Below are 18,746 nucleotides of genomic sequence, written 5' to 3'. Positions count from 1 at the left end.
AAATCTTGTCATAATTGAACTGTCAAGTTGTGTAGAGTTTTCATTTTCTAATCCTTATCACATATACCGAAATTCCAACTGCTACTCCTCCAGCAATACTACCAATTTCTACTACAGTTAACCAAGAATTATTTTCATTGTCATGTGGTGACAATGAGCCCCTTGGAGGTCCTGTTAATCCAAGTTGTTTTGCAAGTAACGCTTGTTTTAGTGCAGATGAGTTTTGACCACAACCATAACCATAGCATGATACAGTTTCATTTTGTACATATTTTTCTGGAAGTATGGTAATCTGAATAGGTTTTGACCAAAGAGATTCAATGGAAACCCAACTTTCAGCATTTGTGTTAAATGAAAATAATGCTACTGATGTGAGAGTATAGTTTCCTGGAATAGATAATTGAGGGAAAATATTTGGTCCCCATGGTTGTGTACCAAATTGTTCTCCTGGTTCTAATGTTATATTGCCATGAAACTCTGGAACACAGACCACACCAGTAGATTGAGGCCACACTACATCACCAGTCTGATTTTTAATTTCAAGAACAAACAAAGGTTCACAATAAGCAATTTCTACTTTTTTGTTTCCAATGTTTATCAATTCTGGAATGACGATAATATCTTCACCACTTTGGTATGCCAATTTTTTTGTTGTCTGATTAAGAATTAGTATCGCATTATCGTGTATCAGTTTGGTTTGTGTCATATGACCAAACTGTTCTTCCAAAGTTGGATTCGATGGAGACGAAACAAGATAACATGGAATGGACTGACGCGATGGACCATAGTGAATATAACCACCTGTTGGACATGGTTCAGAACCAAAGGCAGCATTTGATAAAATTGGCACCAATGCCAATGAGAAAATTATTATTGAAAGATGTAGAGTTTTCACATTAATTTTCAGTTTGCTGAGTTTTTAGAGATTACTTAGATTTCTTCTGTAAATGGTATTCAAAGAATTCTAGTGAGAATTGTTACTTACTCCTGCAGTGAGCGCGTCTTATTAGTTGGTATGAGAGATGATCAAGTCTTGCCAACTGCGTTTGTTCTCATAAGGTGTGAAGAAGGTGCTGAAGGAAAGATAATGAGCAAGCTTAATCGAAAAGATACAATACGTGAGATCCAACCTACTGTAGGCCATTATGACTTTATTGCAAAGGTAACATCTCCTGATATGGAAGACCTCGATAAAGTAATTGGAGAGATTCGCCATAATGACAAGGTTCGTTTAACAAACGTTCTAAGATTAAACGAATTGGTAGAAGCTGCATAAGACCAGCTAAATCCTGACAAATACTGGAATAAATTGAGAGTTACGTCTGTTATTTGTTTGATCTTTGGGCAGGTTTTGGATCAAGCATTACTACCTTTCTTCCAATGGAGTAATCATTTCCACATTTTGGACAGATAAAGTTATTCCATCCTATTTGATCAAGAACTAGCTCTTCATCAGAATGGTTTCCACAGGTTAATCTTTGATCCATGAAAAAATGCGTGAATGTCTTTCTTAAAAAGTTGACGTAGAATTCATAAACTGAATTGATCTTCATAATCGAACTATCCTAAAATTTCTAGCTAGAATTTTTCGATTACATATAATAGAAAGATATGGTTAAAAAAATTCTTTGACTTTAACAAATACTTTGGATCAACTATCCACAAGCAAACCAAACCTAAAACATCAACATAGATCCACATTTGGCATATCGGCAGATATTCTGCAAATTTGCATGGATGCAGGTATTGATGGTATACTAGTATCTAAGATATCACAAAAAGCAAATCTGTCATACGGCACAACCATGAACAATTGTCAGAAATTAATTGATGCAAGCATGATAAGATCTATTAGAAAAGAAGGAAAACATATTTTTACAATCACTGAAAAAGGTATAGTGTTCTTTAAAGAATTTCAAAAGTTCCTTGAGTATATCAAGGAAATAAAGATAAGGTATTGAATAGTATGGCATTTCAGAAAATTGAGGAAACAATGATAAATTCTAGATGTAAGGTTTTGGGGTTTTCAGCTATCTAGAATAATTTTTTGAATCCTGCTTTTACAATTAGGGCATCTGCCGCTGTGTTCTGGTACGTTTATCGAATAAACAACTCCACAGAATCCACATACACGTAGTGTATCTTTCTTAATTCCCTCTAATACCAAGTCATTTGATTTTGGCAAATCCAAGTATTAGAACTTGAGGGAAGATGGTTCCATATTCTAGTTTTCAGCATAAGTTCAAGTCCTGAATGATCCAGTTATTGTTTTGAGATAATTTTTCACCATTGAGAGTCATTAGTGACCTTTCTTGTATTTTCACTTCCAATCTTTATTTCAGGATATACAGTCATTCCTTCTACATATTCTTCTTTTTGCTCATCATAGTAATTAAAACGTCCAGCATCTGGAAAATCTTGCAAAAGTTCCATGGTCAGTATTTTTTCTCTGGGAGGTCCTTGTGTCATTTCATGAGTAAGCGCATAGACACCCATTACTTTTTTGAGACGTGGATCAAACCATTTGCCTAAAACTATTTTTACATAATATTCTTCCGACAATTTTTTCTCCTGTTGTTGAAAAGATGAAAAGTTTTCAAATTTTGCTATTATTTTATAATTCGAACTTAAAAAATTGTTGTAGAATTTCTAATATGAATTGATCTTATAGAATATTTCTAGCTAGTAATCCAACATATTGCTACAGTGAGTGTCACTTAATAATCATCATACCAGAACAAATTGAAATGAGAGAATTATCTCAGATAAAAAATGTGCAACAGTGGAATTTGTCAAATGAATCATGTAGGCGATGCGGAGGAGATCTTGCAAAATACTCACTATGTGCGATATGCAAGCAAGCCATGCAACACATCTGTGTACAGTGCGGTCTCAGATCTGATCTGATGTTACACCAGTGCCATGTGCATCTTGATGTATATCAGACAAGGCATTCTATGATAGAAAACACGTATGCTATAATGGCATGAGAGATGCAGGTGAAGAAGAATCAGCTGGATTGGAAAATCTGCCAAGATTGATAACCGTAAATCAATAGAAATTGCAAGAAAATTTCTAGAACAGCATCATTCAATATTGAACATAAATGCCGTTTTAGAAGGTGAGATATGGCTTGTTACGGCAATAGTCGGACTATCAAAGAATGATGTAAAAAAAGTACGAATTGATCTAAACACAGGAAAGATATTGGACTATGCTTGATAATCATATTTGTAGAGTTTTCATTTTCTAACAACTCATTTTTTTAAAACATTCAAATCAAATGCTCCAACTTCAGCACCAATGTTTGGTTCGCTAATTCCAGACACATCTTGATCTATAGATATCCAATATTTTCCTGATGGCGTATAACTAGTCGTATTCAAAACCACATCAAAACTAGCCGTATTGTTTACCAATACAGAATCATTGTTGTCTACAGGTGATATGTGATATGAAAGACCGCATGGCGTACGCTGAAGATTCAATTTCATATGTTGTACTTCCCAGTATTTGGAAAATGGTTTTACTGTAACATGAAACTGTGTAAAGTTTCCTTGTGTGATATTGATTTCAGATGACGGAGAAAGACTTGTGTTATACTGTGAAGGAGCAAGTGGAACCGCATAAAATCCAAGATAGGATCCTGCAGACGCATTTACAGGATTATGATTACTGTCACCAAAATACTGCGTTTGAAAGGTTAACTCAGCTGAAGACATTCCAAGAGAGCGTGATTTGTTTATTTGATCTGCCAATTTGCTGTCATTCCAGTTGTTAAATTGGAAGCAACCGTTTGGATAAGTTTCTGCTGTGCCCATGACTAGTCCATTTACTGTTATGGTTATGTTGCCATTTTGTATTGGTCCTGCAGTAGAATAAAGATTGCCAGTAAGGAAATGGTCTACCAAAGAGCTAGGAGTATACGAACTGAAAACCTTGATGTTCATGAATGAAAGTTTTGGATTGTTCTCACTTACTAGTAATTTCATTTTTCCATCATAAAATGTCAAACCTGCCTGCGGATTTGTATGATTGCTAAAATAAGTTGGTGTGGGATTTTCAGGACATGGTGGAGAATCTGCAAAGATGTGTAATAATTCATGAGTGCCATCTGAAAACTTGGCATTATTCCAATAGTAGCTACCACTACCGGTTATTAATTGACCTACAGCAACGTTTCCACAACCAACACTAGTTGGCAGTCCTCCACGAAATCCTGGTGGAAACAAGGTAAATACCACATCATGAAATGAAACTTGCATTGGATTAGAATAAGCAGTATTGGTATAGTTTGGTGTTTCAAAATAATAGGTCTGATTTCCCAAGGTAACTAGTCCTGTATCATTTTCCAAGCCTGGGATCTTGTTTGGTTGTAATGGTTTGATGGAATCTGTCGATTGCATTGCCCATCCCCATCCACGCTCTACAAATTTCTGTGCTGTTTGTGCTTTTACACAAGCAGGAGAACCATCTTCTGATTTTATTACAAGTTGAAAATTATTGTCACATTTTATATCATTTGCCGCAATTCCTGATTTGAATTGTTGTAGTGGAGACAACATGCTATTTGTAACCATAAAGGTTACAGAATAATTTGAGAGCGCAATGTTATGCCCTTTTTGTGGATATGGCTCAACATCAACTAGTTCAAGTGCATGGTTCTTGAATTGCAACACTCCCAGCCCACTTTGAGAATTTTTGCTTGTCAAATTGAAATTTCCTAGATTTTGATTATCATACAGTATGTTAACCCAGGCCTTTGCTACTCCCTCCCACACACAGACTACACCAGAAGGACATCTAGAGTCTTGTATGTTTAGAAGTGTTATCTTGAGGTTTTCTGATTTGAGATATGCTGTTTGGTTAATCTTGAGCTGAAAATTTTCGTTGGCTTTTGAAGGAACCATGTTGATATCTGCCCAAATAGACAAAGACGTTCCGGAAAATAGTAAACTTGTTACAAGAATTACAATTATGGAATAATGTAGAGCTTTCATCTTATCTATAATTTTAGAAGCTTTCTATTGCATCCATAATTGATTCATCAGATTTTATTATTTTTTCAGGATAACAGTTAAGCATCATGCCGTTGTTAATTTTATGGAAACTCCAGTTTTGACAATTTGTATCATATTCCAATTTTGAATTATCAAATTTCCAGTTAAAACCATTTGAAATGTGCGGGTGTGGATAACCATGTCCTCTAATTAGGAGAAGGGTGTGTTTGTTATAATCAACTGAGACTTGGGCATACAAGGCATTAGGATACAGGTAAATAACATGAGGATGGTTTGTGATGGCATCGAATTCTTTTATGGTGACATATTCATTGTGCAGTACTATCACCTTGTCGTATTTTTTCAATATCTTTGGATTTTTATCTACGTCAAGATCTGTTACAAAATCATAGCTTTGTTTTAATACAGAATCTGCCTTTCCACTTGAAACAAATGATCCTACAAAGTTGTATGGAAGATGAATTGTCAAGCATCTTGAACATTGGTTGGTATAATAGTTGTAAAATCCAGGCTGGGCATAAGCTGCCTGAGTGAATAATGGCTCTATAACTACAGTCTTTTGGGATTTCTCTATATCCTCCTTAATTGGCTCTGTTCCAGATGATTGGGCAAAGACATTATTGTTAACAAGAACAATACTTGCACCAAGAATTACCATTATTGAAAAATATACAATCCTCATGACTGATGTGTATGGTACTGGTATCACTTAAAAAATTGGCGTAGCTTTGTTCTGGTTTGTAGGTCTGAATCCTGTATACTCACTAGAAGAATTGTTCAGTTAGTTTAGTATAATATTTCTCAATAGTAGTTATCAATTCTGATACTGAGCATATTGTTATAAATTTTTTAAAAAAATAAATTAAGTGATGATAAACAATCATGATATTCATAAACATAATAGAATCACAGTGTTTGTAAAAAATTATCCAATACCTGTTTTTGCCATAGTTGGTTTATTTGTAGGTGGCATATTTCATTGGACCCCAAATCAACAAGAATTAGGCCACTGGGTTTGGTTTGTTACATTAGTTGTTGGCGGGGCACCTATTATTTGGCAGACCATACGAGATATGCTTCACCGTCATTTTGCATCAGATATTGTAGCACTTTTAGCTATAATTGCTGCAATATTGATGAATAATGCATTTCCAGGTTTAGTAATTGTTCTTATGCAGTCTGGTGGGAAAGCTTTAGAGGATCACGCATTCAAGAGAGCGTCTTCCTCCCTTGATGCACTTCTTGCACATTCACCGCGGTTGGCGCATAGAAAAAAAGATCATGACTTGGAAGAAATCAATGTAGCAGATGTCAGAGTCGGAGATTTACTTTTGGTACGACCGGGGGATCTTATTCCAGTAGATGGTGAAATAATTTATGAACAAGCTGAAGTAGATGAATCATCTCTCACAGGAGAGCCTCTGCCCAAAATAAAAAAAATGGGCGAATATGTATTTAGTGGAACAATAAACGTTGGAGATGCATTTGAAATGAGAGCCAATAAAATTAGTGGTGAAAGCCAATATGCAAAAATAGTGCAGCTTGTCAGAAAGGCTCAACAAGAAAAAGCACCGATTCAAAGACTTGCAGACCGTTATGCGGTGTGGTTTACTCCCATGACAATTTGCATCAGCTTGCTTGGATGGTTATTAACAAACAATGTGGAGACCATACTTGCAGTACTTGTTGTTGCAACTCCCTGTCCACTAATATTTGCAACACCTGTTGCCATCATAAGTGGAATAAATAAAGCCGCAAAATCTAACATAATCATCAAAACAGGAGCAGCTATTGAGCAAGTTGGAAAAACCCAGGCGGTAGTTTTTGATAAAACAGGAACCATCACATTTGGGATTCCAACAGTAGAGAAAGTCATATCAACAAATAATATCAATTCTGATGATCTTTTGCGTAAGGCTGCAAGCGTAGAGCAGTTATCTTCACACCCAGCAGCTAGCGTATTAGTAAAAAAAGGACAAGAGAGGTTTGGAAAACTGTCAATTCCAACAAACTTTCACGAGTTATCAGGAGCTGGAGTGAGTGGAGATGTTGAAGGCGAGCACATAGTGATTGGTTCTCAGAGTGTTTTTGAAAATTTCACAGATTCGGGATTTGCCAAATATATTCAAGAGGTAAAAAGACAAATCAACTCAGAAGGAAAGATGTTGGCGTTTGTAGGCATTAACAACAAACCTGCTGGTGTAATTGTGTTTGAAGACAAGATACGTCCCGATGTTAATACCATGATCAAATATCTCAATGAACTTGGAGTCAAACAGACCATCATGTTAACAGGTGACAATCGAGATAATGCAAAAAGTATTGCTAAGCAAGCTGGTATAACAAATATCGAAGCTAATCTACTGCCTGAACAAAAAGTATTAGCTGTAAAAAAACTGAAGCAAGAGTTTGAAAATGTGGTAATGGTCGGAGATGGTATTAACGATGCTCCCGCCTTAGCCGCATCTACAGTAGGAGTTGCCATGGGTGCCCATGGTACTGCAATATCAGCAGAAGCTGCAGATGTCGTACTGTTAGTTGATGACATTTCAAAAGTGTCTACCACAATAGAGATTGGTCAAAAAACATTACGTGTTGCAAAACAGAGTATCTTTATTGGGTTAGGAGTAAGCTTTGTTTTTATGGCAATAGCGAGTCTCGGGTATATACCGCCAGCAATAGGCGCACTACTCCAAGAAGCACTTGATATTGGTGTCATTTTAAATGCATTACGTGCAAGGTAATGTTTGTAATCTTTATTTCCACAAATTCATTTTATCCAAGTCAGAAACATGATTGCAACTGAGAACCCCATAACTAAAACAGTAATCCAACCCACAATGTTAGATATTTTTCCATTAATTCTGCCCTCAAGAATTTTTTTATCATTGCCAATTTTCATAATTGCTATAAGAAGTGGAACAGCAATAATTCCATTAATTACAGCTGCATAGATGAGAGCTTTAATTGGATCAATATTAGTAAAATTTATCCAGAGTCCTATTATGGTGGATGCCGCTATAATCAAGTAAAATCCCTTTGCTTGTTTGAGTTTTTTACTCAAGCCCTGTTTCCACCCAAACTCTTCCGATAATGCATATGCTGATGAGCCTGCCAGTACAGGTATTGCAAGCAATCCAGTTCCAATGATTCCTATTGCAAAGATGGTTTTTGCCAGTTCCCCTGCATGAGGAAATGTTTTCACTAGAGGCTCTAGTGCTTTTGCGGCCTGATCTGCCGTAGCTATATCGGTCAAACCATTAACATGAAGTGTTCCTGAAGTGGTCATTATAATAAACCACATGATTGCCTGAGAAAATGCCATGCCGACTGCAACATCTTTTCTCATTATCATGATCTCCTTTTTTCGAATTTTTGGTTTGCCCTCTCCAATGTCTTTTATCTTATTTTTTGCAACGTCTTCTTCAGCTTCTTCAGAGGTTTGCCAAAAAAACAGATACGGGGATATTGTAGTACCAAAGATTGCAACAAATATCATTACAAAAGCAGGAGTAAATTCAAAATGTGGAACTATACTTGCAATTAATATCGTAGTCCAATTCTCTCCAACAATGATTGCCGTAATCATATAGGCAAGTAAACTCAAAGTCAGATACTTGAGTATGGTCACATATTTTCTATATGGAATAAAAATTTCTGCACAAATAATAAGTGCAGTAAAAAGAACAGTTACAGCAACTATCGGTAATTGAGGCAAAACAAGTTTTACTGATGCTGACATTGCACCAATATCTGCACCAATGTTTATCGTATTTGCAATAAGAAGAAGACTGATGATTGGATAAACTGTTTTTTTAGAATATCTTTTCTTAATTATTCCAGCAAGACCACTTCCTGTGACTAGTCCAATTCTAGCACACATTTCTTGAACTGCTATCATCATTGGTAATTGAAATAATGCAAGCCATAGAGTTCCAAGACCAAACTGTGCTCCCGCTTGAGAATATGTCGCTATCCCTGATGGATCATCATCAGCCGCTCCCGTTATCAGGCCGGGCCCTAGAAATTTGAAAAATGATTTGATTTTCAATAATCTTAATTTCAATATCTGCTGTGTATTAAGTCAGATACTAGTTCTACAAATTTTATACATTTGATGTACATGATAACACTACTGATCATACATACCTCTTTGAGAGAATCGCTTTATTCGATCAATCTGTAATATACCGAAAATTAACCCAGTAATTATTATAGCAATTGGATACTGTCCAACACCTACAACAAGTCCAACAGATGCAACCACCCAAAGAGTAGCCGCACTTGTTATTCCTCTGACTTGGCCACCACTTGCAATTATTGCACCTGCACCTAAGAAGCCGATACCTGTTACAATTGCCTCAGCAATTCTGGAAGTATTAGGTTCAAGACCAAGCCCTATGGTAGTAAATATTGCAGATCCTAGACAGACTAACATATGAGTACGGAGACCAGCCGGTCTATTCTTTAGCTCACGTTCAAAACCAATGACTGCACCCAACCCTATTGCAACAAGTAAACGTAGGATAATCTCAAAATTCAGATCATGTAAAATAGTTTCAAAAGCCATGCGTTCTATCCTATCCTGGATTTCTATTTTCAGTAACAAAGGAGTGTTTGCTCATGATTTCTTGTACTTCGTCGTCACTGACTTGATCAAATACTTGATAAAATTCACCTACCGCATTGAAGATATACGGAGATTGTAAAACCACCACCTCATCTGCGATTTGATTTAGTTTAGTTATGGTTTCTTGAGGTCCAACAGGTATTGCTATGATGAGTTTCTTTGGCTTTTGTTTTTTTACCCATCTAGCAGCTACAAACATGGTTGCACCTGTAGCAATTCCATCATCAACTATAACAACAGTCTTTCCAGATAAATCATATTCCTTACTTCCTCTAAATTTTATTAATCTGCGCTCTATTTCCTTTCTCTGTCTTACAATCTCTTCTTCAACAAAACTTTCTGGAACATTTAGTATTCTAGTGATTTCGATATTAGGAAAATAACTTCCATCATGCATTACTGCACCTATTGCAAGTTCGGGATTATCTGGAGCGCCTACCTTTCTTGAAACTATAATATCCAATTTACAACCTAAAATAGAAGAAATTACATCACCAGTAATTGCTCCGCCTCTAGGTATTGCAAGAATTATCGGATTCTCTTTTTTTAACCATAACAATTTCTCTGCAAGTTTTTTTGCTGCATCTACTCTATCTTTGAAAATCACGCTCATTATTTTCCACTCTGTTTTGCTAAATGAATTACAAACCAGTCAGCTGCAAGTCGCGCTACCACTTCAAGGGTTCCCCGTTCTTCAAAAAGATGAGTAGCACCAGGTACAATTACCATTTTTTTCTCAGTTTTTAGTTTATCAAACGCCTCTTGATTCATGTCTATTACAGGATAATCATTTCCTCCTACTATGAGAAGAGTTGGAGATTTTACCTTATGCAAAACTGGGCCAGCAAGGTCAGGCCTTCCTCCTCTTGAGACAATTGCTTTGACCACGTTTGGATGATGAGAGGCTGCAACAAGAGCTGCCGCTGCACCAGTGCTAGCACCAAAATATCCTATATTGAGACTTTTTGTTTCATTGTTTTTCAAAAGCCAATCAGTAGCACCTACTAGTCTTTGTGCTAAAAAATCAATATCAAATCTAAGATGTGCTGTCTGATCATCTATTTTTTCTTCTTCTTGTGTTAGCAGATCAATTAAGAGAGTGGCAAGGCCAGCTTTGTTGAGTACTTCAGCAACATACTTGTTTCTTGGACTGTGTCTACTACTACCACTTCCGTGTGCAAAAAGTACTATACCGTGTGCATTTTTTGGAATGAAAATATTGCCCTCTAATTTTACCGAATCTATATTTACCTGTACTTCATCTTTGAAATCCTTCTCAAATTTTTTGTGTGCAGTTCCGTAACCTATCATTCCATCCAAAATCATAGAATGCGCATCCGCGTTACAACAATCACATTTTAATTTTATACAATCTCTTGCCAAGTTATGATTACATTCTTGACACGTACATACAGTATCACGTGAGACTTGATCTAGTGGAACGGATTGTTTATTCATTACCATATCTTTCCATGAACAATATTTCTGTAAAGGATATTTTAACTCGAAACCTGATTATCAGTACCGATAACACTTAATCTAATAATTATCTGGATATAGTTATCCATCATAATTATCAAAATCGATATTCAGGAGTTGATTTAATTGCTTTGTGTCATATTTTTATCAAATGGTAACAAAAGCAGATTACAAGAAAATAATGGTTCCCTTTGATGGTTCCAAGTTCTCTCAAAATGCATTAGAAACTGCGATTGAGATATCTAAAAAATTTGGTGCCTCACTTTACCTTGTTACAATAATAGATATTAGCAGTGTTAGTCCACCCGGTGCCCTTCTTGGTTCGCAAAAGAAGATGATAGTAAAATCACTTGATGTAATCAAATCTGCTGCAAAATACGAAGCTGAAAAGATATTATTGAAAAAAACATCAGTTTGTAAAAACGCAGGGATAGATTCTCATTATGATATTCTAGAAGGGACACCTTCTGACATTATACTAAAGTTAATCAAAAAATATGATATTGATCTTGTAGTTATAGGAAGTCATGGACTTTCAGGATTCAGTAAAATAAAAGCACTAGGAAGTGCCAGTAGAAGAATTTCAGAGATGAGTAACTGTCCCGTCTTAATAATACATTAGATCTAAAATCATAAAATAGCTATACCAAAATTGTTTTAATTATTTTTTATCGTACATCATGCCATGTCCAGTAAAATTATTTTTCATCATCCAAGGTCCCATGTACTGATTTTGAAAGTTTTGATTTCCCATCATATCATACATAAAATCTTTGTTTTGAAACATATAATCATACATCTGTTGTCTTAGTTGTGGGTCTTGTATCATGTATCCCATATACTGGCTTACAAACTGTGGATTTCTTCCCATCATTTGATTGAACATTGTAGGATTTTGCATCATGTAAGGATTGTATGAGTTCATAAAAATTGCAGATCCTATACCCAATCCAACAAAAAATACACCTGCAGTAATTCCAATCCACACGTATTTATTATTCAATATGATGTGTTGTCTTTTTTATTTAATAATGCATTCATAGATTCTCAGTATTGATTTTCACAATTGGTTTGTAATTTGTGTGGTTCTCTTTAATTCTAAGAATGACATTGTAAATTAGAAAAATTACCTGTCTAACACAAAAGACCTTCTAACTATTGGCGATTCTTTGATTTTGTGTATGAACATCTCCGTTCGTGCCCCTACACCTACAGGTTCTAGTTCTCGAAGTACTTCCTCGGCTCTTGAAAGTTTGCGGGTCTTTTCTGCGTGAATGGTAAATAAAGTATCTCCGATTTTTACCTTGTCTCCTAGTTTTTTGTTTAATACTATACCAGCTCCTTTGTCCTTAGGAGAACCTGTGGCTCTTGCGATTTCAACTAGTGCATTATTATCCATCCATAAAACCTGACCAGGTTTCTTTGCTTTAATATGAATAATATCTTGTCCTATTTCGAAATCATCAAGACTCATTTTTGAATTTCCACCTTGTAGTGATATTATTTCCCGTAATTTTTTTTCTGCCTTACCTGTTCGTAAAATCTCTTTTGCAAGATAATAACCGTTCTTTTTTCCTACCATTTCAAAAATAGATCCAGCGAGATGGCATGCCTTGTCTACCAAATCTGGAACATTGGTTTTATTCATCAATACGCCAAAGGCTTCTCTTGCTTCAAGTGATGCGCCTAATGAATAACCTATTGGTTGTTCACCATGTGTTACTACACACTGTGTATGTATGCCAAGTCTTCTGCCAAGCTCGATTATATCCTTAGCAAGAAGATCTGATTCTCCAGTACTCTTCATCTTTGCACCACGCCCTGTAGGAATGTCAACAACAAGATGAGTAGCACCAACAGCTTTCTTTTTACTCATAATAGAAGGCAGAAGCAGAGGATCAATGTATAATGAATACTCTGTTCTAACAAAAATATCATCAGCTGGAGCAAGCTCTAGTGAACCGCCCCATACAATACAGCCGTTGCATTTTTGTACAACTTTTTTCATCTCTTCAATATCAAGATCTACCGGCATCATAGATTCAGCTCTATCAGCTGTGCCAGCTGCAGAAGTGATTGCGCGTGATGATGCTTTTGGAATTACTAGTCCTGCGGCAGCAATAATTGGTACCACCAAAAGTGTTGTTTTATCTCCAGGCACTCCTCCAATGCTGTGCTTATCAACAATAATTTTTTTGCGAAGGTTTAGTTGTTTACCTGTATTTACCATAGATATGGCCAAGCTTGTGGCCTCATCAAGATCTAAACCTTGCAGATGCAGAGTGGTTACAAATGCAGATATCTCACTTTCGTTTAGATTTCCCTGAACAACGTCTTTTACAATTTCATGAATTTCATCATATAGCAATCTCTTACCAGTCAGCTTGTTGTGAATAAATTGAAGTGATTTTGGAAATGGTGCAATGTCGATATCAACTAATGCATGTTGTTTTAATTTTAATACTTTGAGAACTTCCTCACTAATTCCAACAAAACCCTTCTTTACAGTAGTAGCTATTCCAACCATGGCAGTAATGGCATTATTCTTTAATGTGATTCTTATTCTTCCAGATGCAGTAACACCAATTTCATCTGCGTCTAGTTTGTTGAGAAAAACAATAGGTTTCCCACCTGAATCAATTCCTAAAATATCAGCCTTTAGTTGCATTGATATTTTTTGCACATAGTGGAATATATGGCAGCGCATAATTTTCAGGAATGATATTAGGCTGATTTTCAAAAACGATAATTACAATAGACTCTAAAATAGATACGAAGTGAAATATACGTATTGAATATACTAAAGCAGGAATCTGATCATGGTCATACTAATACTCCTATTACGGATACCACTACAAAATCGCCGCAAATTGACGATAGCATCGTATTAAAGACAGAGAATGTAACCAAAATATTTGATTCGGCAGCAGGAAAAGTTGTTGCGTTAAGAGACATTAATTTTACCGTAAAAAGAGGAGAATTCGTATCCATCATGGGTCCATCAGGAAGTGGAAAGTCTACACTTCTCAATATGATAGGAGCACTAGACAGGCCAACTATTGGCAAGGTCTTCATTGATGGAATTGATATCTTTTCCCTAAAAGACACTGAAATTGCAACCATGCGAAATAGTCTTATTGGTTTTGTTTTCCAGTCATATAATTTGATTAACAGAGCCACTGTACAAAAAAATGTAGAGCTTCCTGCGATCATATCAGGAATGTCAAGTACTGACAGAAACAGACGTTCTCTGAAAATTTTGCATGCATTAGGAATAGAGGACAAGGCAAAACATAAGGTATCAAATCTAAGTGGAGGACAACAGCAAAGAGTAGCGATAGCAAGATGTTTGATTAACGATCCTTCAATAATTTTGGCAGATGAACCGACAGGTAATTTAGATACAAAGACAGGGGCAGACATCTTTAGCATGTTAAAAACTCTATCAAACAAATTTCACCGTACGGTAATAATGGTTACCCACAATCCAGAGCTTGCAGAAGCAACTGACAGAACAATTCTGATCAAAGATGGCAAAATTGAAAAAGAAACAATCAATCTGCATTGAAATATCAATAATGAATGTTCTTCAAAACATAATATGCCTGTAATATCTCATCTAATTATTATTTGATAAAAATTCACAATCTTACAAAAAGATATGAAAAATTGATTGCTGTTGATAATTTATCGTTAGACATACAAGAAAATGAGATTTTTGGCCTTCTAGGTCCAAACGGTGCAGGCAAAACTACCGTGATCCACATGCTGGCCACGCTACTCAAACCAACTTCTGGTTCAGCAATAGTAAATGGTTTTGATATAATTTCGCAGCCAGCCAAAGTTAGATCAAGTATAGGGATTGTTTTTCAAGTACCAAGTAGTGACGACTTGCTAACAGGATATGAAAATCTAAAAATTCATGCATTTCTTTATGGTGTATCTTCAGATATCAGAGAAAAACGAATCAAAGATGCTTTAGAGCTTGTTGGTTTAACTGAAAGAAAGAATGACCAAGTTAAGAAATACTCGGGGGGCATGCGCAGAAGGTTGGAAATAGCAAGAGGATTAATTCATGAACCCAGTGTCTTATTTCTTGATGAACCAACACTTGGTCTTGATCCTTCAAGCAGGGAGACAATGTGGGAATACATACAACAGTTGGTCAAAGAGAAAAAGCTGACAATAATACTCACTACACATTACATGGAGGAAGCAGATCTATTGTGTAACAGAATTGGCATCATAGATAGAGGAAAGATAATTGCACTAGGTTCTCCATCTGAACTCAAATCTAAGCTAAGTGGAGATACTTTACGACTAAAAACTAAAGTTGACAATGCAAACATCACACCATTAAGAAATCTCGATTTTGTGCGCAAAATAGAATTTGTTAATGGGTATGTAGTCTTGATCGTAGATGATGCAAAAAGAAACATTCCTGAAATTCTCAAGCACATAGAAGTAGAATCTGTAGAATATACCAGTCCAACTTTAAATGATGTATTTTTAAAATTAACAGGAAAAAATATCAAAGAACAACAAGCTGAAGGAGGGTTCATGGAGAGATATGTCCAATACGATAGACGCTAGCATTTATTTTGGAAAAATCTATGCCCTTTGGTTAAGGGAGTTTAAGGTATTCTTTCGTGAGAAAAGTAGACTTGTAGCATCAACTTTTACTCCACTTCTTTGGCTATTTGTGATAGGCAATGGATTTGGTTCCTCAACTTCATCGACTGCTTTTCATGCATTAGATTATCAGAAATTCATCTTTCCAGGAATCATTTGTATGTCTGTAATATTTTCAGCGGTATTTTTTGGCTCATACATAATTTGGGATAGAAAATTTGATTTTCTAAAAAGTGTCATGGTAGCTCCAGTCTCAAGGGGTACAATTTTTACTGGAAAAGTACTTGGCGGCATGACAAATTCTTTGATTCAGACTGGCATACTTTTGGTAGTTGGAGTCATAATAGGAATGCAATTTACTCCACTTGGAATAATAGAAACCGTTGCAGTGATTTTGCTTCTTTCATTTGCTCTTACTTCACTTGGTCTTACTATAGGAAGCTACATGACAAGTTTGGAAGGTTTTCAGATGATTGTAAGCTTCGTTGTCTTTCCACTTTTCTTCCTAAGTGGTGCATTATTTCCTCTTGACAAGCTTCCTGCTTGGCTTTCAATTTTAACAACAATTGATCCTGCTACATATAGTGTGGATGCCTTAAGGAATATAATTTTGGGAATTGGAAGTATTCCTCTTGGAATTGACATGTTAATTCTTACTCTTTATACTGTAGGTCTTGGATTATTGGGAACACTTTCATTTAGAAGAATGAAGGCAATATGATAAAATCATGACAAGAAAAATAAAATACGTTATCAAAAATGATGGAAGAACTGTTCCATTTAGTTTTGGTAAAGTAAGAGCAACATGTATCAGAGCTGGAGCAAGCAATAAACTAGCAACATACGTAGCAAAGAGAATTTCAGATAAGATATACGATGGAATAACTACACGTAAAATTTACAATATGGTTTTAGATACTCTGGCAATTGAAGATAAAAGTCAAGCAATAAGACACAGATATCGCTTAAAAGAGTCTATTATGTTAATGGGTCCAGCAGGATTCCCATTTGAAAATTATGTCAGCTCAATACTTGCAGAACATGGATTTCGCATTAAATCAAAGAGAGTAAAAATCAAGGGAATTTGTGTCACTCATGAAATAGATATAGTAGCAAGCAAAGAAAACACAAATGCCAGATATATGATAGAATGCAAGTTTCACAATCTTCCTGGAATATACACTGGGATTAAAGAAGCGTTATACACGCATGCAAGATTCTTGGATCTAAAAGAACAATTTGATAAAGAAATGCTTGTGTGCAACACTAAAGTCTCTGATGATGCCATAACTTATGGAAAATGTATCGGTCAAGAAATCATATCATGGCGCTATCCAACTAACAACGGACTAGAAAAAATGATTGAATCAAAGGGCTTGTATCCTATTACGATTCTGGGTCTTAATAAAAAAGAATTGCAAAGTCTATCACAAAACAACATGATGTTAGTAAAAGATCTTCTCAATGTTGATTTATATCAATTGTCTCAACAAATCAAAATACCATTACGTAGAATCGAAAGCTTGCAAAATCTTGCAAAACAAATCACTCAGTGATGATAAGTTAGTTGAATAAGTTTTGAATCCAGTACTATTACCTTTCTTCCAAGAGAATAATCATACGAAAAATAGTCTGATATAATCTGCTCCTCTATTTTTACAATCAGGACCCAATTTTTTATTTTATCTCTGCGTCTTTTGTCTCTGGATTGATCTTAACACCAACCAATAGTATGGCAGAACCTACAATCACATTGATTCCCAAAAGTACTGGCACTAAATTTTCTCCATGAGGCAAGATAGTAACGGCTATCAATGGAGCCCAAGAACCAATTAGCAAACCTCCATTGTAAACAAATCCGCTTGCACTGTTTCTTACCTCAGTTGAAAATCTTTCTGATAAAAATGCAGGTATTGGACCAAATCCCGATGTTGCAGCAAAGATCAAAATTACAGTATACAAAGATCTAGAGTAAAACGAGGTAGCGTGATACAATCCATAAAGGGCGGGTATCGCAATAATGATGGCAGATATTGCAAAGACCATAAGTGTCTTTTTTCTACCAATTATCTGACTTAGATATCCTGCAAACATCTGACCAAAAAAGGAAGTTATCGTTGCAACAATCATCAAAATAGGTACTTCTGATTTGTCTACGTTTACATAATTCTGAAGAAATGTTGGAAAGAATCCCATTGTGGTATAGTAAGCATACATCAGTCCAGTAGTAATTACTAGTGCCAAGAAGAAACGTCTTCTATTTTCTTTGTCAGAAAATATTTTTCTAAGAGGGGTACGTTCTATTTTCTTTTGACGAACCTTTTCAAGCCAAGCCTCAGATTCTTCCATTCTGTATCTTACAAAAAGTGCTATCAGGCCTGGAATTATTCCTGTAAAAAACATTATTCTCCATCCTATATCTATGAACTGAGATTCTGGAAGTGCAGCGTATACAAAAAAATACACAATTGATGCCATCATAAACCCAAAGTTATAGCCACTTTGGAGAATGCCAGAAAGTAATCCTCTTGAAGACTTGGGGGCAGTCTCCATTGTAATTACAGCACCACTTCCCCACTCGCCACCAGCAAAAAAGCCCTGTGTAAATCTTAATGCCACTAACAATACAGGAGCAAGCACTCCAACCATGTCCCAAGTAGGTAACAAGCCGGTTGAAAATGTCGCAGCAGAAAATCCTATTATGGTAATCAGCATTGTTTTTTTTCTTCCTATCTTATCGCCAAAGTTTCCAAAAATTGCGCCTCCAACTGGACGCATTACCAGTGTTACAACATATGCAGCAAAAGTAGCAAGAAGAGACAGAGTCAGATTGCTTGTAGGAAAAAAGAGTTTGCTTATCAGGGGGATTACAAGCAACATCAACACAAGATCGTAACCGTCAAGAGACCATCCAAGAAAGGAACCTAAAAGTACTGACCGTTGCTGTCTAGAAAGACTTAACATTTTCTAATCTGCCTGATTAC

Annotated in this window: 23 protein-coding genes; 10 read left to right on the top strand and 13 right to left on the bottom strand. The window is 35.9% G+C overall.

What is annotated here, in order from left to right; genetic code table 11:
* Nucleotides 1-40: 40 nt before the first annotated feature.
* Nucleotides 41-895 carry a hypothetical protein gene (locus VEU72_01450; protein HYL65800.1) on the bottom strand — a complete coding sequence of 285 codons (855 nt, stop codon included), beginning with the start codon at nucleotides 893-895 and terminating at the stop codon, nucleotides 41-43.
* 120 nt (nucleotides 896-1,015) lie between these two features.
* On the opposite strand from VEU72_01450, the gene VEU72_01445 reads away from it, so the two are divergent.
* On the top strand, nucleotides 1,016-1,276 hold the full coding sequence (locus tag VEU72_01445) for an Lrp/AsnC family transcriptional regulator (protein HYL65799.1): 261 nt from the start codon (nucleotides 1,016-1,018) through the stop codon (nucleotides 1,274-1,276).
* Between the two features lie 49 nt (nucleotides 1,277-1,325).
* Here the strand turns inward: VEU72_01445 and VEU72_01440 are convergent, their stop codons facing one another.
* Nucleotides 1,326-1,487: a hypothetical protein gene (locus tag VEU72_01440; GenBank protein ID HYL65798.1), complete on the bottom strand. Its 162-nt coding sequence runs from the start codon at nucleotides 1,485-1,487 to the stop codon at nucleotides 1,326-1,328.
* Nucleotides 1,488-1,646: 159 nt separating this feature from the next.
* Here VEU72_01440 and VEU72_01435 point away from each other — a divergent pair, with 159 nt between their 5' ends.
* Nucleotides 1,647-1,961: a winged helix-turn-helix domain-containing protein gene (locus VEU72_01435; GenBank protein HYL65797.1), complete on the top strand. Its 315-nt coding sequence runs from the start codon at nucleotides 1,647-1,649 to the stop codon at nucleotides 1,959-1,961.
* Nucleotides 1,962-2,026: 65 nt separating this feature from the next.
* Here VEU72_01435 and VEU72_01430 read toward each other — a convergent pair whose 3' ends face one another.
* Nucleotides 2,027-2,191, bottom strand: a complete 165-nt coding sequence (locus tag VEU72_01430) for a hypothetical protein (protein ID HYL65796.1) — start codon at nucleotides 2,189-2,191, stop codon at nucleotides 2,027-2,029.
* Between the two features lie 92 nt (nucleotides 2,192-2,283).
* A complete protein-coding gene (locus VEU72_01425; protein HYL65795.1) occupies nucleotides 2,284-2,562 on the bottom strand; it encodes a hypothetical protein in 279 nt (92 codons plus the stop codon).
* 185 nt (nucleotides 2,563-2,747) lie between these two features.
* On the opposite strand from VEU72_01425, the gene VEU72_01420 reads away from it, so the two are divergent.
* Together VEU72_01420 and VEU72_01415 are read left to right on the top strand one after the other, a co-directional pair.
* On the top strand, nucleotides 2,748-2,990 hold the full coding sequence (locus VEU72_01420; protein HYL65794.1) for a hypothetical protein: 243 nt from the start codon (nucleotides 2,748-2,750) through the stop codon (nucleotides 2,988-2,990).
* 106 nt (nucleotides 2,991-3,096) lie between these two features.
* Nucleotides 3,097-3,222, top strand: coding sequence for a hypothetical protein (locus tag VEU72_01415; GenBank protein ID HYL65793.1), 126 nt, complete (start codon nucleotides 3,097-3,099; stop codon nucleotides 3,220-3,222).
* A 35-nt stretch (nucleotides 3,223-3,257) separates the two neighbouring features.
* Here VEU72_01415 and VEU72_01410 read toward each other — a convergent pair whose 3' ends face one another.
* Together VEU72_01410 and VEU72_01405 are read right to left on the bottom strand one after the other, a co-directional pair.
* Nucleotides 3,258-5,000, bottom strand: coding sequence for a hypothetical protein (locus VEU72_01410; protein HYL65792.1), 1,743 nt, complete (start codon nucleotides 4,998-5,000; stop codon nucleotides 3,258-3,260).
* Nucleotides 5,001-5,013: 13 nt separating this feature from the next.
* On the bottom strand, nucleotides 5,014-5,703 hold the full coding sequence (locus VEU72_01405) for a hypothetical protein (GenBank protein HYL65791.1): 690 nt from the start codon (nucleotides 5,701-5,703) through the stop codon (nucleotides 5,014-5,016).
* A gap of 187 nt (nucleotides 5,704-5,890) precedes the next feature.
* On the opposite strand from VEU72_01405, the gene VEU72_01400 reads away from it, so the two are divergent.
* On the top strand, nucleotides 5,891-7,765 hold the full coding sequence (locus VEU72_01400; GenBank protein ID HYL65790.1) for a heavy metal translocating P-type ATPase: 1,875 nt from the start codon (nucleotides 5,891-5,893) through the stop codon (nucleotides 7,763-7,765).
* A gap of 26 nt (nucleotides 7,766-7,791) precedes the next feature.
* Here VEU72_01400 and VEU72_01395 read toward each other — a convergent pair whose 3' ends face one another.
* The 4 genes from VEU72_01395 to VEU72_01380 all read right to left on the bottom strand — a co-directional run bounded on the left by VEU72_01395 (nucleotide 7,792) and on the right by VEU72_01380 (nucleotide 11,109).
* Nucleotides 7,792-9,072 (bottom strand): divalent metal cation transporter, encoded by a 1,281-nt coding sequence (locus VEU72_01395; protein HYL65789.1) that lies wholly within the window; start codon nucleotides 9,070-9,072, stop codon nucleotides 7,792-7,794.
* A gap of 81 nt (nucleotides 9,073-9,153) precedes the next feature.
* On the bottom strand, nucleotides 9,154-9,591 hold the full coding sequence (locus tag VEU72_01390; protein HYL65788.1) for an MgtC/SapB family protein: 438 nt from the start codon (nucleotides 9,589-9,591) through the stop codon (nucleotides 9,154-9,156).
* 10 nt (nucleotides 9,592-9,601) lie between these two features.
* Nucleotides 9,602-10,264, bottom strand: coding sequence for a phosphoribosyltransferase family protein (locus VEU72_01385; GenBank protein ID HYL65787.1), 663 nt, complete (start codon nucleotides 10,262-10,264; stop codon nucleotides 9,602-9,604).
* Nucleotides 10,264-11,109 carry a dienelactone hydrolase family protein gene (locus tag VEU72_01380; GenBank protein ID HYL65786.1) on the bottom strand — a complete coding sequence of 282 codons (846 nt, stop codon included), beginning with the start codon at nucleotides 11,107-11,109 and terminating at the stop codon, nucleotides 10,264-10,266. The genes VEU72_01385 and VEU72_01380 overlap by 1 nt, the downstream gene beginning before the upstream one ends.
* Nucleotides 11,110-11,281: 172 nt before the next feature.
* On the opposite strand from VEU72_01380, the gene VEU72_01375 reads away from it, so the two are divergent.
* Nucleotides 11,282-11,752 (top strand): universal stress protein, encoded by a 471-nt coding sequence (locus VEU72_01375; GenBank protein ID HYL65785.1) that lies wholly within the window; start codon nucleotides 11,282-11,284, stop codon nucleotides 11,750-11,752.
* A gap of 39 nt (nucleotides 11,753-11,791) precedes the next feature.
* Here VEU72_01375 and VEU72_01370 read toward each other — a convergent pair whose 3' ends face one another.
* Together VEU72_01370 and VEU72_01365 are read right to left on the bottom strand one after the other, a co-directional pair.
* On the bottom strand, nucleotides 11,792-12,133 hold the full coding sequence (locus tag VEU72_01370; protein ID HYL65784.1) for a hypothetical protein: 342 nt from the start codon (nucleotides 12,131-12,133) through the stop codon (nucleotides 11,792-11,794).
* 123 nt (nucleotides 12,134-12,256) lie between these two features.
* Nucleotides 12,257-13,798, bottom strand: a complete 1,542-nt coding sequence (locus VEU72_01365; GenBank protein HYL65783.1) for an AMP phosphorylase — start codon at nucleotides 13,796-13,798, stop codon at nucleotides 12,257-12,259.
* 123 nt (nucleotides 13,799-13,921) lie between these two features.
* Between VEU72_01365 and VEU72_01360 the strand changes: the two genes are divergently transcribed.
* The 4 genes from VEU72_01360 to VEU72_01345 all read left to right on the top strand — a co-directional run bounded on the left by VEU72_01360 (nucleotide 13,922) and on the right by VEU72_01345 (nucleotide 17,318).
* Nucleotides 13,922-14,698 carry an ABC transporter ATP-binding protein gene (locus VEU72_01360; GenBank protein HYL65782.1) on the top strand — a complete coding sequence of 259 codons (777 nt, stop codon included), beginning with the start codon at nucleotides 13,922-13,924 and terminating at the stop codon, nucleotides 14,696-14,698.
* Nucleotides 14,699-14,760: 62 nt separating this feature from the next.
* Nucleotides 14,761-15,723, top strand: a complete 963-nt coding sequence (locus VEU72_01355; GenBank protein HYL65781.1) for an ATP-binding cassette domain-containing protein — start codon at nucleotides 14,761-14,763, stop codon at nucleotides 15,721-15,723.
* A complete protein-coding gene (locus VEU72_01350) occupies nucleotides 15,701-16,483 on the top strand; it encodes an ABC transporter permease (protein HYL65780.1) in 783 nt (260 codons plus the stop codon). The genes VEU72_01355 and VEU72_01350 overlap by 23 nt, the downstream gene beginning before the upstream one ends.
* Nucleotides 16,484-16,490: 7 nt before the next feature.
* Complete coding sequence (locus VEU72_01345; protein ID HYL65779.1) at nucleotides 16,491-17,318, top strand: ATP cone domain-containing protein; 828 nt, start codon at nucleotides 16,491-16,493, stop codon at nucleotides 17,316-17,318.
* A gap of 121 nt (nucleotides 17,319-17,439) precedes the next feature.
* Here the strand turns inward: VEU72_01345 and VEU72_01340 are convergent, their stop codons facing one another.
* Complete coding sequence (locus VEU72_01340; GenBank protein HYL65778.1) at nucleotides 17,440-18,726, bottom strand: MFS transporter; 1,287 nt, start codon at nucleotides 18,724-18,726, stop codon at nucleotides 17,440-17,442.
* Between the last annotated feature and the right edge of the window lie 20 nt (nucleotides 18,727-18,746).

The organism is Nitrosopumilaceae archaeon, from assembly GCA_035631875.1.
GTDB lineage: Archaea > Thermoproteota > Nitrososphaeria > Nitrososphaerales > Nitrosopumilaceae > TA-20.
Note: the sequence above shows the minus strand (reverse complement) of the source record. Positions and strands in the feature narration are given on the sequence as shown.

What these genes read in the sequence shown, in the direction of transcription:
- VEU72_01445 (HYL65799.1), top strand. Translation starts at nt 1,016, where the DNA reads ATGAGAGATGATCAAGTCTTGCCAACTGCGTTTGTTCTCATAAGGTGT.
- VEU72_01440 (HYL65798.1), bottom strand. Translation starts at nt 1,487, where the DNA reads ATGGATCAAAGATTAACCTGTGGAAACCATTCTGATGAAGAGCTAGTT.
- VEU72_01420 (HYL65794.1), top strand. Translation starts at nt 2,748, where the DNA reads ATGAGAGAATTATCTCAGATAAAAAATGTGCAACAGTGGAATTTGTCA.
- VEU72_01410 (HYL65792.1), bottom strand. Translation starts at nt 5,000, where the DNA reads ATGAAAGCTCTACATTATTCCATAATTGTAATTCTTGTAACAAGTTTA.
- VEU72_01405 (HYL65791.1), bottom strand. Translation starts at nt 5,703, where the DNA reads ATGAGGATTGTATATTTTTCAATAATGGTAATTCTTGGTGCAAGTATT.
- VEU72_01400 (HYL65790.1), top strand. Translation starts at nt 5,891, where the DNA reads ATGATAAACAATCATGATATTCATAAACATAATAGAATCACAGTGTTT.
- VEU72_01390 (HYL65788.1), bottom strand. Translation starts at nt 9,591, where the DNA reads ATGGCTTTTGAAACTATTTTACATGATCTGAATTTTGAGATTATCCTA.
- VEU72_01385 (HYL65787.1), bottom strand. Translation starts at nt 10,264, where the DNA reads ATGAGCGTGATTTTCAAAGATAGAGTAGATGCAGCAAAAAAACTTGCA.
- VEU72_01380 (HYL65786.1), bottom strand. Translation starts at nt 11,109, where the DNA reads ATGAATAAACAATCCGTTCCACTAGATCAAGTCTCACGTGATACTGTA.
- VEU72_01375 (HYL65785.1), top strand. Translation starts at nt 11,282, where the DNA reads ATGGTAACAAAAGCAGATTACAAGAAAATAATGGTTCCCTTTGATGGT.
- VEU72_01365 (HYL65783.1), bottom strand. Translation starts at nt 13,798, where the DNA reads ATGCAACTAAAGGCTGATATTTTAGGAATTGATTCAGGTGGGAAACCT.
- VEU72_01350 (HYL65780.1), top strand. Translation starts at nt 15,701, where the DNA reads ATGTCCAATACGATAGACGCTAGCATTTATTTTGGAAAAATCTATGCC.
- VEU72_01345 (HYL65779.1), top strand. Translation starts at nt 16,491, where the DNA reads ATGACAAGAAAAATAAAATACGTTATCAAAAATGATGGAAGAACTGTT.
- VEU72_01340 (HYL65778.1), bottom strand. Translation starts at nt 18,726, where the DNA reads ATGTTAAGTCTTTCTAGACAGCAACGGTCAGTACTTTTAGGTTCCTTT.